Origin of the sequence: Rhodococcus sp. D-6 (assembly GCF_040256695.1) — a bacterium.
In the GTDB taxonomy this organism is placed as follows: domain Bacteria; phylum Actinomycetota; class Actinomycetes; order Mycobacteriales; family Mycobacteriaceae; genus Rhodococcus; species Rhodococcus pyridinivorans.
Genome location: NZ_CP132970.1, coordinates 4450570 through 4464761 on the forward strand (window position 1 = coordinate 4450570; position 14192 = coordinate 4464761).

At 68.6% G+C, this 14192-nt stretch carries 13 protein-coding genes; 5 read left to right on the plus strand and 8 right to left on the minus strand.

Annotated features, from left to right (window positions below; all coding sequences use genetic code 11):
• Nucleotides 1–32 precede the first annotated feature (32 nt).
• The gene (locus tag RBB84_RS20980; protein WP_254583483.1) at nt 33–437 is read left to right on the plus strand and encodes an SdpI family protein; all 405 of its coding nucleotides are present in this window, start codon (nt 33–35) and stop codon (nt 435–437) included.
• A 21-nt stretch (nt 438–458) separates the two neighbouring features.
• On the opposite strand, the gene RBB84_RS20985 is transcribed toward RBB84_RS20980, so the two are convergent.
• Nucleotides 459–1112 carry a hemerythrin domain-containing protein gene (locus RBB84_RS20985; RefSeq protein WP_006550878.1) on the minus strand — a complete coding sequence of 218 codons (654 nt, stop codon included), beginning with the start codon at nt 1110–1112 and terminating at the stop codon, nt 459–461.
• A 101-nt stretch (nt 1113–1213) separates the two neighbouring features.
• On the opposite strand from RBB84_RS20985, the gene RBB84_RS20990 reads away from it, so the two are divergent.
• Both RBB84_RS20990 and RBB84_RS20995 read left to right on the plus strand, forming a co-directional pair.
• Nucleotides 1214–2374, plus strand: a complete 1161-nt coding sequence (locus RBB84_RS20990; RefSeq protein ID WP_138845221.1) for a LuxR family transcriptional regulator — start codon at nt 1214–1216, stop codon at nt 2372–2374.
• Nucleotides 2375–2379: 5 nt separating this feature from the next.
• On the plus strand, nt 2380–3333 hold the full coding sequence (locus RBB84_RS20995; protein ID WP_230810687.1) for a DUF1648 domain-containing protein: 954 nt from the start codon (nt 2380–2382) through the stop codon (nt 3331–3333).
• 25 nt (nt 3334–3358) lie between these two features.
• Here the strand turns inward: RBB84_RS20995 and RBB84_RS21000 are convergent, their stop codons facing one another.
• Together RBB84_RS21000 and RBB84_RS21005 are read right to left on the minus strand one after the other, a co-directional pair.
• Nucleotides 3359–3976 carry a YqgE/AlgH family protein gene (locus RBB84_RS21000; RefSeq protein WP_019290494.1) on the minus strand — a complete coding sequence of 206 codons (618 nt, stop codon included), beginning with the start codon at nt 3974–3976 and terminating at the stop codon, nt 3359–3361.
• Nucleotides 3977–3989: 13 nt separating this feature from the next.
• Nucleotides 3990–4658 (minus strand): TetR/AcrR family transcriptional regulator, encoded by a 669-nt coding sequence (locus RBB84_RS21005; RefSeq protein WP_019290493.1) that lies wholly within the window; start codon nt 4656–4658, stop codon nt 3990–3992.
• 166 nt (nt 4659–4824) lie between these two features.
• Between RBB84_RS21005 and RBB84_RS21010 the strand changes: the two genes are divergently transcribed.
• Both RBB84_RS21010 and RBB84_RS21015 read left to right on the plus strand, forming a co-directional pair.
• Nucleotides 4825–5772, plus strand: a complete 948-nt coding sequence (locus tag RBB84_RS21010; protein WP_350246724.1) for an NAD-dependent epimerase/dehydratase family protein — start codon at nt 4825–4827, stop codon at nt 5770–5772.
• Nucleotides 5773–5782: 10 nt separating this feature from the next.
• Entirely contained in the window at nt 5783–7075 is a 1293-nt protein-coding gene (locus RBB84_RS21015; RefSeq protein WP_350247703.1) for an MFS transporter, read from the plus strand.
• Between the two features lie 3 nt (nt 7076–7078).
• On the opposite strand, the gene RBB84_RS21020 is transcribed toward RBB84_RS21015, so the two are convergent.
• The 5 genes from RBB84_RS21020 to RBB84_RS21040 all read right to left on the minus strand — a co-directional run bounded on the left by RBB84_RS21020 (nt 7079) and on the right by RBB84_RS21040 (nt 14192).
• Nucleotides 7079–8140, minus strand: coding sequence for an ATP-binding cassette domain-containing protein (locus tag RBB84_RS21020; protein ID WP_006550885.1), 1062 nt, complete (start codon nt 8138–8140; stop codon nt 7079–7081).
• Nucleotides 8137–8922, minus strand: a complete 786-nt coding sequence (locus RBB84_RS21025; RefSeq protein ID WP_350246726.1) for an ABC transporter permease — start codon at nt 8920–8922, stop codon at nt 8137–8139. Before RBB84_RS21025 ends, RBB84_RS21020 begins: the two co-directional genes overlap by 4 nt.
• Nucleotides 8919–9671 (minus strand): molybdate ABC transporter substrate-binding protein, encoded by a 753-nt coding sequence (gene modA, locus RBB84_RS21030; protein WP_350246727.1) that lies wholly within the window; start codon nt 9669–9671, stop codon nt 8919–8921. The genes RBB84_RS21025 and modA overlap by 4 nt, the downstream gene beginning before the upstream one ends.
• Entirely contained in the window at nt 9668–10072 is a 405-nt protein-coding gene (locus tag RBB84_RS21035) for a TOBE domain-containing protein (protein WP_019290487.1), read from the minus strand. Before RBB84_RS21035 ends, modA begins: the two co-directional genes overlap by 4 nt.
• 64 nt (nt 10073–10136) lie before the next feature.
• Nucleotides 10137–14192: a bifunctional nitrate reductase/sulfite reductase flavoprotein subunit alpha gene (locus RBB84_RS21040; protein WP_350246729.1), complete on the minus strand. Its 4056-nt coding sequence runs from the start codon at nt 14190–14192 to the stop codon at nt 10137–10139.

Sequence of the window (14192 nt, forward strand, 5' to 3'; positions counted from 1 at the left end):
CGGTGGCACCACCGGCCGCGTATCCTGGTCGGGTGCTCATCGTCGCTGTCCTGCTCTTCGTGCTCGCTCTCGTCGTCGGCGCGGTGGGTGTCGCGGCACTGACCGGCAAGCTCCCGCGCAACCGCTGGGCCGGTGTGCGCACCCCCGACGCGCTGCGTGACGACGAGGCGTTCGCCCTGGCCAACAAGGTTGCCGCACCCAGCATGCTCGGGTCCGCGGTGCTCCTCGCCCTCGGTGGTGTCGCGTCGCTGACGCTGCCCACCGTCGCCGGGATCATCGCAGTCGTCGTCACCGTGATGGCCGCCCTGATCACCGCCGGAGCCGGCGGATCCGTCGCAGCGCGGGTCGCTGCGGCGACGAAGCCGGAGGAGACAGCCGGCTGCGGTACCTCGTGCGGGGCGTGCAGCCTGCGCGGGGCGTGCGAGCCGACCGCCTGACGGTCCTCCCACCGGCAGTCCTCACGCCCAGCGGCGCTCCCGTGCGTAGCGCGGTGTCCACCAGAACCGGTTGAGCACCCGCACCGGTACCGGGAGACTCTTCAGCACGACGGCCACGCGGTCCTTCGGTGCTCCCTCGAAGAGGTAGGGCAGCATTTCGGAGACCTCGCGCTTGTCCAGTTGCGCGAACGCCCGCATCGAGATGTCGTGCCATTCCTCCTTGGTGATGGATTGTTCGATCAGCGGGAAGGCGTCCCGTTCCTCGTGCGCGAGGTGAGCACCCAGCGACGTGACGAGACCGTCGAGCAGACCGCCGAGCCGCTCGGTCGCCGTCTCCCGGTCGTCGAGCACAGCCTCGATCTCCGCCAACGCCGGGTCGATCACGGAATGTTCGGCCTCCATCGCATCGAGCACCTCCATCGCCCCCGCATCGTGTGCGAGGCGTGGCCGCATGAACGGCCAGACGTAGACGTCCTCGACGGAGTGGTGCGTGTGCAGTTCGGTGCTGAATCCGTGCCAGCCGAGGAGCAGCGCATCGTGCGTGCCGGGATCGGCGGTCCGCCACTTCTGCGCGAAGTCGGCGAGACGTTCGGTGTCCCGGCGTAGAGCGGAGTGGATCAGATGCACGACCTCCAGATCCTCGGCGGACAACGGCGTGGCGTGAGTGGTGGTCATGGCGGGTACCTCGACTTCCGTATGAATGTCCCCGTGTCCATGGAGCCTCGTCGCCGCGTGAGGTGTTCTCAATCCCACATTCGAGGGGGATACTTCGGGATATGCGCTCTGCACAGCGGTTGAGGGCAGGCATCCACGACGCAGCATCCGCGGCTGCGGACGGGGCGCAGTTTCGCGAGTTCGTGATGGATGTGCTCGGCGCTTTCATTCCGTACGACGGTGGTTGTGTCGCACCCGTGGACCCGGCCGTCGGGGTTCCCACCGGCTTCACCACCCGCGGCCTCGACGACCCAGCCGAAGTACTCCGATTGTCGATCGAGTTCGAGTACGGTCCGGACCTCGATCCGGACAGCCTCTACGCGCTCATGCAGCACCGGTCCGGAGTGCGGCGGCTCGAAGAACCCTCCGGCCGCGGACCGGGATACGGCAACAGGCGGTATCTCGAACTCGTGTCGCATCTGGGCATGGGACACGAAGTGCAGCTGGTCTTCCGGGACGGAGACCGTCGGTGCTGGGGTGTCGGTGATCTGCTCCGCGCGTCGGGCCGAGGTTTCTCCGACGCCGAACTCACGATGCTCGACGACGTTCTCGACGACATCGCGAACGGATTCCGCACCACGTTGATCCGGCACGCATCCGCACGAACACGGAACACGGTCGTCGAGGGCACCGCCTGCGAATGCTCGGGTCCGGCCGTGGTGGTAATCGGGGCGGACGACGAATTCGATTCCGTCACTGCCGCAGCGATGATCTTCTTCGAACGCCTCGGCTGGGAGAGTCCCGCTCGGGGGCGCCCCGGACCGGCGCATGTGATCGCCCGTCAGGTCCGTAGAACACGACCCGTGCCCGCGGATGTGCGTGTCCGCACCCTCGATGGCGAATGGCTCGTACTGCGCGCCGCGATCTTCGACGAGACCGGCCGCGTCGTCATGACCTTCGAGCGGGCACGCCTGCCCGAGATCGTCGCCCTGGTCACCGCCGCCTACGGTCTGACGCCACGCGAATCGGAAGTACTCGTCGAAGTGCTCGCCGGACGGTCTCGCAACGAGATCGCGAGTCGGTTGTTCATCAGCCCGTACACCGTGCAGGACCACCTGAAGAACATCTTCACCAAGACCGGTGTGAACAGCCGGCGCAGCCTCGTCTCGCGACTCGCGTGTACCGAGTACATGCCCCGGTTCGGTGGCGACCTGCGACCCGACGGATGGTTCGACGAGAGCGGAACGAGGACGGCGCCGGTGGAGGCCCGCACCCTAGGCTGACCCCCATGACGACGCGTCAGGTCGACCCCGTCGGTGCGCTGCTCGGACTGGCCGTTCCGTTGCTGTGTGCCGTGGCCGTACTCGTGCTCACCCGCTCGTGGATCCCACGATTGCCCGAGGAGATCGCCACGCACTGGTCGGGCACGACACCCGATTCGTTCGGGTCACCGATGACCTCGGCGTGGACCGCCGCCCTGCTGATCGTGCTCGTCGGGGGAGGGTGCTGCGCGATCGCCGCGATCGCGCAGGCGCAACTGCTCATGCGTCGCTACATGCTCGCGATCGGTCTCGGGGTCACCGGCACGATCACCGCACTGTTCCTGGCCGGTCTCGCGGGGCAGCTCGACACGACCGACGCCACGCAGGCCGCGTTGGAGGGCTGGCCGGCGGTGCTCGGCATGTGGGTGGGTATCGCGGTGGGCTGGTTCGGGGGACGGCTACTGCGCGACGGTCGGGAGCGGAAGGCGGCGACCGCCGCTCCGGATCCGGCGCTGCCGCGCGGTCGTGCCGAACTGCCGATCGTCGAGCAGGTGGGCACCGGTGTGGGCACGACGGCGGGACTGTCGCTGCTCGTCCTGATCCCCGCGCTCGTCGTGTGCGGTGCGACGCAGAGCTGGTGGCCGCTGGGTTTGATCGCGCCCGTCGCTCTGCTCGTGCTGGGTCTGCTCCGCTACACCGTGGTGGTCGACGCGGACGGGATCCGGGTGTCGAATCTGGCCACCGACGCGCTCGGATACGACCTCGACGAGATCGTCGGGGCGAAGGTCACCGAGACCCGCCCGTTCCAGGACTGGGGCGGCTGGGGCCTGCGGGCCAAGGGCGGCAAGCGGTACGGCCTGGTCACGCGCACCGGACCTGCCGTCGTGGTGACCACGGCCTCGGGACACGAATTCACCGTGACCGCAACGAGGGCCGAGGAGATGGCCGGCGCGCTCAACACTCTCGCCGACGCCCGCTGACCGGTCCCGGTCGCCCGAGGGGGGCTCAGTTGCGCTCGACCTCGATGGGGTGCGTCGCGAGCAACGCCATCGGCAGCGGCTGCCGGCGCAGCACCCTCGCCCACACGTCGAGGTGCGCGGGGGCGAGCACATCGGTGGGCAGTGCCGAGACCACCATCCAGTCGTCGTTGCGTAGTTCGCCGTCGAGCTGACCTGCGCTCCACCCCGCGTATCCCGCGAAGATCCGCACACCCTCGACGTAGTGGGCGATGTGCCCGGGATCGACATCGAGGTCGATCATCACCACTCGGCCGTCGACGTGGCGGATGCCGGGGACGTCGGTGATGTCGGCCCCCACCCGCAGCGTGCCGAGGCACAGCGCCGAACTGCGGTGGACGGGACCGCCTACGAACAGGGTCTTCGGTTCGGCGGCGAGCCACGACCATTGCGGCAGCATGGCGTCGACGGAGGTGTCGCTGATGCGGTTCAGGACGACACCGAAGCTGCCGGCATCGGTGTGCTCGATGATGTAGACGACGGTGCGGCGGAAGGTCGGCTCGGTGAGATCGGTGGCGGAGACGAGCAGGCTTCCGGCCCGCACCCTGGGTGTCGAGGGTGCGGTGCGGTCCTCGGGTTCGTCCTGATGCTGCGCCACGTCAGCCATTCTGTCACCGCCGTCACCGGCGCGTGGGGTGGAACCCGACGGTCTGTGCCAACAGGGCGAGATGATGTTCGAACAGGACCTCGCGGTCCGGAAAAGTGTCGGGGCCGTACTGCCCGAAGACCTCGAAGCTCACGGACCCGAACAACGACGGCCACACCCAGAGACCGCGTGCCAGTACGGAATCCGGGGCCGTGAGGGAGAACTCGTCCCGGATCCGGCCCAGCGGTTCCCCCAGGCTCTCCGGAGGTGGGGCAGCGGCCGTGTCGTCCAATACACCCGCGGCGTGGGCCTCGTCCACGATCCGGGCCAGTCGCAGGACCACGCGGATACCGGGTGCGGTGGTGCGCTCGGCCGGGGCAGCGTAACCGGGCACCGGACTGCCGAACAGCAACCCGTAGCGGGCCGGTTCGGCCAGCGCCCACGAGCGCACCGCCCGGCCGAGGGTGAGAAACCGTTCTCGGTGATCGGAGGGGTCGACTGCGTCGACGGCACGGTCGACACTGTCGCCGAGTTCGTCGTAGGCGTCGACGACGAGCAGGGTGAGCAGCTCGTCGCGGCTCGAGACGTAGCGGTAGACGGCGGAGGAGACGACGCCCAGGTCTCGGGCGACGGCACGCAGCGACAGCGCCGCCGCTCCGTGGGTGCCGAGATGCTCGCGGCCGATCCGGAGGATGTCGGCCATCGTCTGTGCGCGTGCGCGCGCCCGTGGTGTCGTCACCGGACCATTCTGCCGTCGAACAGAGAGCACCGTCAACAAATGAGAGCACTGCTCTTGACAAGCACGGCTGTACAGAGGATCGTCGACGTCATCAGAGAGCAGTGCTCACACTTTTCCGAAGCGAGGAATCATGTCGCATCTCCAGGTGGTCGCAGGAGCCGGACCCGTCGGCTGGACCGTCGCCGAACAGATTGCCGCACAAGGACATCGCGTGCGCGTTCTCACCCGATCGGGCAGTGGACCGGAAGGCGCGGGCATCGAACGCCTGCGTGTCGACGTCACGGATCCCGAGGCCGTGGCCGCAGCACTCGTCGACGAAGACGGACTTGTTGCCGACGCGGTGTACATGTGCGTCCACGGGTCGGCCTACCGCGCCGACGTGTGGGCACGCGAACTCCCCGTCGCCGAGCGGGTCGTTCTCGACGCCGCCGCGAACCTGTCGGAGAAGACGGTCGTCGTCTTCCCAGAGAGCCTCTACTCGTACAGCGAACCCGACCGGGTCATGACCGAGGACTCGCCCCGCGAGGCCGACACCGGCAAGCGCGGTGTCCGACGGCAACTCCTCGCCGCCCGGGCAGCGCATCGCGCACCGACGGTGAGCGTGGTCGCGTCGGACTTCTTCGGTCCGCGGGTACTGAACGCGATGGCCGGCGAACGCATGGTGCCCACCGTGCTCGCCGGGAAGAAGGTGCGGGTGCTCGGCTCGGCCGACGTCCCGCATTCGTTCACCTACGTTCCCGACCTGGCCGCGGCGATGATCGCGGCAGCGGGGGAGCCGACCGTGTGGAACACCGTGATCCACGCACCCACCGGACCGGCCGTGGCACAGCGCGAGATCGCCACCGCCTTCACGCGGACGGCCGGCCTGCCCGCGCCCGCGGTGGGGACGATCCCGTCCTGGCTGGTGCGGGCCGGCGGCCACGTGAACCGGGACATGAAGGAACTCGCCGAGATGCTCTACCAGTTCGATGGCCCGTTCGTCATGGACTCGACCCGCACCGAACAGGTACTCGGCCTGTCGCCCACCCCGCTCGACGAGGCGGCCGCCCGCACCGTCGAATGGTGGCGGAGCCGATAGTGTCGTGCTTGTGCGAGACTCCGGGCAGCAGTCCAGGCAGCGGGCGTGGCGATCGACCGCAACCGCCCTGCGGAACTCGCCGGGTCTCGTACGACTGACCGGAGTGCGGTTCGCGAGCCAGTTCGGTGACGGACTGTTCCAGGCCGCACTCGGCGGGGCGATCCTGTTCAACCCCGAACGTCACACCGACCCGGTGACGATCGCGGCAGGCTTCGCGGTGCTGCTGTTGCCGTACTCGGTGATCGGTCCGTTCGCCGGCGCCCTGCTCGACCGGTGGGACCGGCGCCTCGTCCTCGTCTGGGCCAACCTGCTCCGCGGAGTGTTCATCGCGGCAGCGGCGGCCGTGTTGCTCCTCGGGGGACCGCAGACCCCACTCATGCTGCTCGCGCTCGCCGCCATCGGTGTGAGCAGATTCGTCCTGGCGGGCGTCTCGGCCTCGCTCCCACACGTGGTCGCCCAGTCGTGGCTCGTCCCGGTCAATTCCGTTCTGGCGACGGTCGGTTCGGGTGTCTCGGCGGTCGGGGCCGCCACGGCGGTCGCGACCATAGGATTCGTGGGCGCGGGCGACACTGGCTCCGGGACGGCCGTCCTCCTCGGAGTGAGCGGTTCGCTCGTCGGTGCGGTCGCCGCAGCGGGATTCGCCGCGAATGCCCTCGGCCCCGAGGGAATACGTCCCCGGACCGTGATCCGCACCGTCCTGTCGGGTCTGCGGACCGGTGCAGGAGCCGTCCTCGAAGCTCCTGGCGTGACGATCGCGATGCTCGGAATCGGCGCGCACCGCATCGTGTTCGGCGTCGACACGCTCATCATGGTGCTCGTCCTGCGTGCCGAGGAGAATGGCTCCGACCTGCTCGTGGGATTCTCCGGATTCGGTGTCGCGGTCGCCTGCACCGCCACCGGCATGCTCCTCGCAGCGGTGCTCGCACCGATCCTGATCCCGCGGCTGGGCCGGCCGCGCACCGTCACAGTCGGGTTGATCGCCGCCGCGATCGTGCAGTTCGCGTTCGTCACCACCGTGTCGGCCGGACCGTTGCTCGTCGCGGCCTTTCTGCTCGGCCTCGCCGGTCAGACCATCAAACTCACCGGCGACGCCGCGATGCAGATCGATATCGACGACGCGCGCCGAGGTCAAGTCTTCGCGCTGCAGGACACCGTCTTCAACATCGCCTTCCTCGGCGCGATCGTCGTGGCGGCCTTCGTCATCGACCCCGACGGGCGCACACCCGAGCTGGCCGTTGCAGGTGGGGTCGTCTACCTGATCGGGCTCGTCGCCGTGTTCGTCGTGCGCCGCACGCGGCAGTAGCGATCACGCGCTCAGCGCGGCCGGATGGATCCCCACCTCCGTGGCCTTGACGACGAACCATACGGAGTCGCCCGGATGGACGTCGAGGTCGGCGAGTGCCGCCGTCGTGATCTCCGCCGCGATACCCGTATCCGATCGCACGAGCACCGACGAACCCTGCGCCTCGAGTTCCGCGATCCTCACCCTCAGGGCGTTGCGCGGGCTCCCGTGCGGGGCCTCGGTGTAGACGGCGACCGCCGACGGCGCGAAGACGGCGACGGCGGCCGTACCCGGGACGCAGTCGTCGTGGACGCGGCCGTGGACGAGACCGTCCGCGGATTCCAGCGCCTCAGCTCGCACGATGCCGGTGACGAGATTGCTCCCCGCGATGCGGGCGGCGAAGGCACTGCGCGGCCGGGTCAGCACCCGGCGCACCGGCCCGTCCTCGACGATCCGCCCGGCCTCGATCACGATCACCCGATCGGCGAGGGCGAGCACGTCGAGCGGGTCGTGGGTGACGAGCAGGCCCGTGCGTCCACTGTCGCGCAGGACGCGTCGCAGCAACGACCGCAACACCGGTGTCGCGGTGACGTCGAGCGCGGCCATCGGCTCGTCGAGCAACAGCAGGTGCGGTTCGGCCGCGAGGGCACGTGCGAGTGCGACCCGTTGCGCCTGCCCACCCGATAACTCGTGCGGACGACGATCGGCGAGTGCTGCGGCATCGACCTCCTGCAGCCACCTCTCGGCGCGCACACGGGCCTCACGCCGACCCGCACCCGCACTGCGCGGTGCGAACTCGACGTTGTCCGCGACCGTCAGGTGCGGGAAGAGCAGCGCCTGCTGGGCGAGCAGCACCACCGACCGGTCGTGCGGAGCGACGGCGACGCCGGTCGCGGTATCGGTGAGGACGCGACCGTCGAGTTCCACGCGACCCGCATCGGGACGCAGCAGACCGGAGACCACTCCCAGCAGCGTCGACTTGCCGGCTCCGTTGGGGCCGAGCACCGCGACGATCTCACCCTGCGCGACCTCGAGGTCGACGTCGACATCGCGTGCGGCGACCCGGGCCCGCACCGTCAGGCTCACAGCGGGCGGTCCTTCCGCCGCGAGTACACGGCCACGACGATCACGACGGCCACCAGGATCAACACGAGCGACAGCGCGACGGCGGCATCGGGATCGGTTTCCCGCTGCAGATAGATCTCGAGCGGCAGCGTGCGCGTCACACCCTGGAGGCTGCCGGCGAAGGTGAGGGTCGCGCCGAATTCGCCCAGTGCGCGGGCGAATGCGAGTACCGAACCGGAGACCAGGCCGGGCAGCACGAGGGGCAGGGTGATGCGCCGGAAGACCGTCGTGGGACGCGCACCGAGTGTCGCCGCCACGTCCTCGTAGCGTGAACCCGCACTGCGCAGCGCACCTTCGAGACTCGTGACGAGGAAGGGCAGTGCGACGAAGGTCTGCGCGAGCACGACCGCGGTGGTGGTGAAGGCGATGTGGATCCCGAGCGCATCGAGGTGCTCACCGATCAGTCCGCGACGACCGAAGGTGTAGAGCAGGGCGATACCGCCCACGACCGGGGGCAGCACGAGCGGCAGCAGGACGAACCCGCGGATCACCGATATCCACCGGAAGCTACTGCGCGCCAGCACCGTTGCGAGAGGCACGCCGAGCAGGATGCACAGGATCGTGGCCGCCGCGGAGGTGCGCAGGCTCAGGACGAGCGCGCCGAGGGACGCCGGGGATGTCACCAGCGAGGGGAAGGTCGTCCAGTCGACGGTGAGCAGCATCGACACCAGGGGCACGACGACGAACAGCAACCCGAGTGCCGCGGGAACGAACAACCACCGGGGCAGTCCCGTCGCGGTCACGGTGCACCGAATCCTGCGTCGGCCAGGACGGCACGACCGCCCGTGCCGGTGACGAAGCGCACGAAGGCGTCGGCGCGACCGGGATTTCGGGAATTCGACAGTGGTGCAACGGGATAGATGTTGACGATCTCCGCAGCTTCCGGGACGGGGACAACGGTGACCTTCTCGGCAGCCCCCCTCGCGTCCGTGACGTAGACCAGACCGGCGTCGGCCTGACCGGAAGTGACCTTGCCGAGCACGTCGGTCACCGACGATTCCTCGGACACCGGCGCGAGCTCGACACCGCCGGTCTCCTCGAGTCGCTCGGTCGCCGCCCCGCACGGCACCTGGGGCGCACACACGACCACCGAGAGACCGTCGCCGGTGAGATCGTCGAACGAGGTGACGTTCTTCGGGTTCCCCGGTTCGGTGACGATCGTGAGCATGTTGGTCGCGAACGGGATCGGCTCACCGGCAACGAGTCCGGCCGCGACGGCGGCGTCCATCGTCCGGGTGTCGGCGGAGGCGAAGACGTCGGCGGGTGCCCCCTGCTCGAGTTGGGTCTCGAGATCGGACGAGCCGGCGAACGAGAATTCCACCGACACTCCGGGGTTCGCCTCCTCGAATCGTTCGGCGATCTCGGTGAACGGCGCCCGGAGCGAGGCCGCCGCATAAACGGTGAGGACATCCGAGCCACCGCCGGTGCCGCACGACGTCAGTGCCGCAGCGATGAGACCGGCAGCGAACGCGGCGAGCGCCCGGCGCCTCATCCGTCCCCTCCGGGTGTCTCGACGATGACAGTGGTCGCCTTGACGACGGCCACCCCGATGCTGCCCGGCTCGAGACCGAGTTCGTTCACGGCCTCGGTGCTCATGAGCGAGACGATGCGGTGCGGACCGCACTGCATCTCCACCTGCGACATGACGGTGTCGGAGACGACGCGCGTAACCAGCCCGACGAAGCGATTGCGAGCGGAGCTGCCCACCCCGAGCGGATCGGGACCGGCATCGGCCTGAGCGCGGGCGAACTCCGCCAGCTCGCGACCGTCGACTGTCTTGCGTCCGGCGGAATCCTTGCCGGCGCGCAGCAGCCCCTGGTCGATCCAGCGACGGACCGTGTCGTCGCTGACCCCCAGCAACGACGCGGCGTCGCGGATCCGGAGGGAGGTCACGCGTTTCTCCGCAGATGCGTCATGAACGCTACGTTATATCCGCATCTGCGGACCGGCAAGCAGATCAGTAGACATCGCGGACGTACCGCTTGTCGGCGGCCATCTGCTCGACGTACGCCGCGGCGGCGTCGCGGTCGAGCCGTCCGTGTGCCTGCACCACCTCGCGCAGGGCCGCGTCGACGTCCTTCGCCATACGTCCGGCGTCGCCGCACACATAGAAGTGGGCACCGTTCTGCAGCCACTTCCACACCTGCGCACCATGCTCGCGCATCCGGTCCTGCACGTAGATCTTCTGCCGCTGGTCGCGGGAGAAGGACAGTCCCAGCTCGGTGAGGAAACCGTCGGCGTGCATCGACTCGATCTCGTCGCGGTAGAGATAGTCGGTCTCGGATCGCTGGTCGCCGAAGAACAACCAGTTGCGGCCCGTGTGCCCGGCCTCGCGACGGTCGTGGAGGAAACCGCGGAACGGTGCGATGCCCGTACCGGGACCGACCATGATCATGTCGGTCTCGGGTGCCGGTGGCCGGAAGTGCTCGTTGCGCTGCACGAAGATCGGGATGTCCACACCCTTGCTGTGATCCGCGAGGAACGACGAGCACACGCCCGCCCGGGATCGACCCTCGAATTCGTAGCGCACCACCGACACCGTCAGTTGTACCTCGCGCGGGTTCGTCTTCGGGCTCGACGAGATCGAGTACAGGCGCGGACGCAGACGGCCGAGGAGGTCCTTCCATTCGTCCCAGGGCGCCTTGAACGGGTACTCGGCGATGACGTCCATCGCCTGCCTCCCGTACAGCCACTGCTGCAGCTCGATCTTGTTGCCCGGTCGCAGGAGTTTCGCGAGTTCGGCACTGCCGCTCTGCTTCTGCACGAACCGGAGCAGTTCCGGTGTCACCCGGGTGATGTCGAGGTGACGGGTCGCGGCCTCGCGCAGCGGCACGGTAGGACGGTCGCCGAGTTCGACGGCGGTCTCCGGGTCGAGGGCGGTGACCTGCAGCCATTCGTCGACGGCCTCCGGGCCGTTCGTCGGCATCACCCCGAGTGCGTCGCCGGCCTCGTATTCGAATGCTGGATCGAAGATCTCGAATCCGAACTGACGCACGTCCTTCGCCGAACCCGCACCGCTCAGTGCAATGTTGCGGGTGATCCGGGTGACGAGCGGCGAGTTGCGGGTATAGGCAGGGGCTGCGGGAGCAGCCGATGCGACCGGGGTCGTCGAGCCTCCCAGCAGCGGTACGAGGGCGTCGAGCCAGTTCTGCGCGCGCTCGTCCTCTCCGGGTTCGCAGTCGACGCGCTCGGCCAGGCGGGTCGCGCCGAGAGTGCTCAGACGGTCATCGACACGGCGCCCGAAGCCGCAGAAATCGTCATAGCTCGAATCTCCGAAAGCCATTACTGCGTAACGTGTTCCGCTCAGTTCGGGCGCGGTGTCCGCCGCGAGCGACCGCCAGAACGACCCGCCGTTGTCGGGTGGGTCGCCGTCGCCGAAGGTGCTCGTGACGACCACGAGGTCGTCGATGTCGGCCAGCGCGGCGACGTCGAGTTCGTTCAGCCCCCTCAGCCGCACGGCCCGACCGGCATCGCGGAGCCGTTGTGCGCAACTCGCCGCGAAGGATTCGGCGTTGCCCGTCTGCGACGCCCAGGCCACCACGACGACCGGCCCGTCCGGCACCGCCTCGGTGGGCGTCGCGTCGGGAACCGGGGCCGAGTGCGCGTACATCCCGGCGAGCAGTCCGTCGACCCATACCCGCTTGTCGGCAGGGAACGGCGCGGTCGGCGGAAGGGTCGGCGCGGCAGTGATCTCCGCCGTCCTGAGTCCGGCGAGAAGACCTGCGAGATAACCTCGTTCGGCGTCGTCGAAGGTGGGTGCGGGAATCGTCCCGAGTCCCAGCGCAGACTCGAGACGGTCGAGCACCGAACCGCTCTCGAGCACCGGTTCGACCGCACCCGCGACCTTCTCCACCGACACGGCGCAGACCTTGAATTCGGGCTGCAGGGATGCCGGGTCGACGGCGTCGTTCGTCACGGCGTTGATGGCGAGATCGTCGCCGAAGAGGTCGTTCCAGTGGAAGGGGGCGAAGCAGTTCCCGGGCAGCACCCGGTCGGTGACGACGGCCGGCAGCACGGCCCGGCCGCGCCGCGATGCGATCTCGACCCGGTCGCCGTCGACGATCGACAGTCGCTGTGCATCATCGGGATTGATCTCGACGAACGGTCCGGGATTCAGTTTGGTGAGTTTCTCGACCTTCCCGGTCTTGGTGAGGGTGTGCCACTGGTGCGGGACGCGTCCGGTGTTCAGGACGAAGGGGTGGTCGTCGTCCGGCATTTCCGCGGCGGGCATGTGCGGGCGAGGGAAGAAACGAGCGCGGCCGTCGGGGGTCGCGAACGCCAGTCGCGGACGGGAACCGTCCTCGCGCACCACCGGGGTCCGGCTCGTCCCGTCGTTGAGATAGCGGACGGGGTGCCGTGTCGCGGCCGACTCCGGCGGGCACGGCCATTGCACGGGCCCTTCCCGCAGTCGATCGTAGGTCATGCCGCGCAGGTCGTAGCCGGTCTGCGGATTCGCGAATCCGGTGATCTCCTCGAAGATTTCCTCGGCACTCGAATAGTCGAAGGCGTCGCCGAAACCCATCTCCTGAGCGACCCGCGCGATGATCTCCCAGTCGGGCAGCGACTCACCGACGGGTTCGACGGCCTGCTGTAGAAGATTGACGGTACGGTCGGATCCGACGGTGACATACTCGGATTCGGCCCACAGAGCTGCCGGTAGGAGAACGTCTGCGTACGAAGCGGTTTCGGTCTCGCGATAGACGTCCTGCACGATCACCAGCTCGGCCTTCCCGAGTGCCTCGAGAACGGTGCTCCGATTCGCGATCGACGCCACGGGATTGGTGCAGATGATCCAGCACGCCTTGATCTCTCCGGCGGCCATGCGCTCGAACATGTCGACGGTGCCGGCGCCGCCCTCGGTGCGCAGCGTGCCGCGCGGCAGCGACCAGCGATCTTCGACGAACGCGCGGTCGTCGTCGGAGAGGACACTGCGCTGACCGGGCAGACCCGGTCCCATGTATCCCATCTCGCGGCCGCCCATCGCGTTGGGCTGGCCGGTGAGGGAGAACGGCCCGCTGCCGGTGCGGGAGATCGCCCCGGTCGCGAGGTGCAGATTGCAGATCGCGTTGGTGTTCCACGTGCCGTGGGTGCTCTGGTTCAGACCCATCGTCCAGCAACTCATCCACTCCCCGGCCTCGCCGATCCACTGCGCCGCGGTGCGGATGTCGGCCTCGGCCAGACCGGTGACTTCGGCGACGACGTGCGGTGGGTAGTCGGCGAGTAAGGACTCCATCGCGTCCCAGCCGTCGGTGTGCTTCTCGACGAAGTCGCGGTCGACGTGTCCGTTCTCGACGATCAGGTGCAGCAGACCGTTGAGAAGCGCCAGGTCGGTGCCCGGCGCGATCTGCAGAAACAGGTCGGCCTTGTCGGCGGTCGCGCTGCGCCGCGGATCGACGACGATCAGTCGCGCTCCCGCCTTGACCCGATCCATCATGCGCAGGAACAGAATGGGATGGCAGTCGGCCATATTGGAACCCGACACGAAGAAGACGTCGGCGCGGTCGAAGTCCTCGTACGAGCCGGGCGGGCCGTCGGATCCGAGCGACTGCTTGTACCCGGTCGCGGCGCCGGCCATGCACAGTCTCGAGTTCGATTCCATGTGCGAGGTGCGCAGGTATCCCTTCGCGAGCTTCGTCGCGAGATACTGGGCCTCGAGCGACATCTGTCCCGAGACGTAGAGAGCCACCGCGTCGGAGCCGTGGGCCGAGACGATGTCGTTCAGGCGCCGCGCGGTCTCGGCGATCGCATCGTCGAAGGGGAGCGGGGCGACCTCGGCCGCCCGCTCGGAACGCATCCATGCCGTATCGAGCCGGCCCCCGGCCGCGAGCATCTCCGCGCTGGTCGCGCCCTTCGTGCACAACCGACCCCTGTTGGTCGGGTGATCCTTGTCTCCGTATGCCCTCACCACGCGTCGGTCACCCGTCTCCGGGTCGACGGCGACGTCGAGGAGCATCCCGCATCCCACACCGCAGTAGGAGCAGGTGGATTTCACCGTGGTGATCTCGTCCTGCAT

Coding starts and splice junctions, on each gene's coding strand:
- modA (WP_350246727.1), bottom strand. CDS start 9,671: ATGAGGCGCCGGGCGCTCGCCGCGTTCGCTGCCGGTCTCATCGCTGCG.
- RBB84_RS20985 (WP_006550878.1), bottom strand. CDS start 1,112: ATGACCACCACTCACGCCACGCCGTTGTCCGCCGAGGATCTGGAGGTC.
- RBB84_RS21040 (WP_350246729.1), bottom strand. CDS start 14,192: ATGCAGGACGAGATCACCACGGTGAAATCCACCTGCTCCTACTGCGGT.
- RBB84_RS20990 (WP_138845221.1), top strand. CDS start 1,214: ATGCGCTCTGCACAGCGGTTGAGGGCAGGCATCCACGACGCAGCATCC.
- RBB84_RS21010 (WP_350246724.1), top strand. CDS start 4,825: ATGTCGCATCTCCAGGTGGTCGCAGGAGCCGGACCCGTCGGCTGGACC.
- RBB84_RS20995 (WP_230810687.1), top strand. CDS start 2,380: ATGACGACGCGTCAGGTCGACCCCGTCGGTGCGCTGCTCGGACTGGCC.
- RBB84_RS21005 (WP_019290493.1), bottom strand. CDS start 4,658: ATGGCCGACATCCTCCGGATCGGCCGCGAGCATCTCGGCACCCACGGA.
- RBB84_RS21000 (WP_019290494.1), bottom strand. CDS start 3,976: ATGGCTGACGTGGCGCAGCATCAGGACGAACCCGAGGACCGCACCGCA.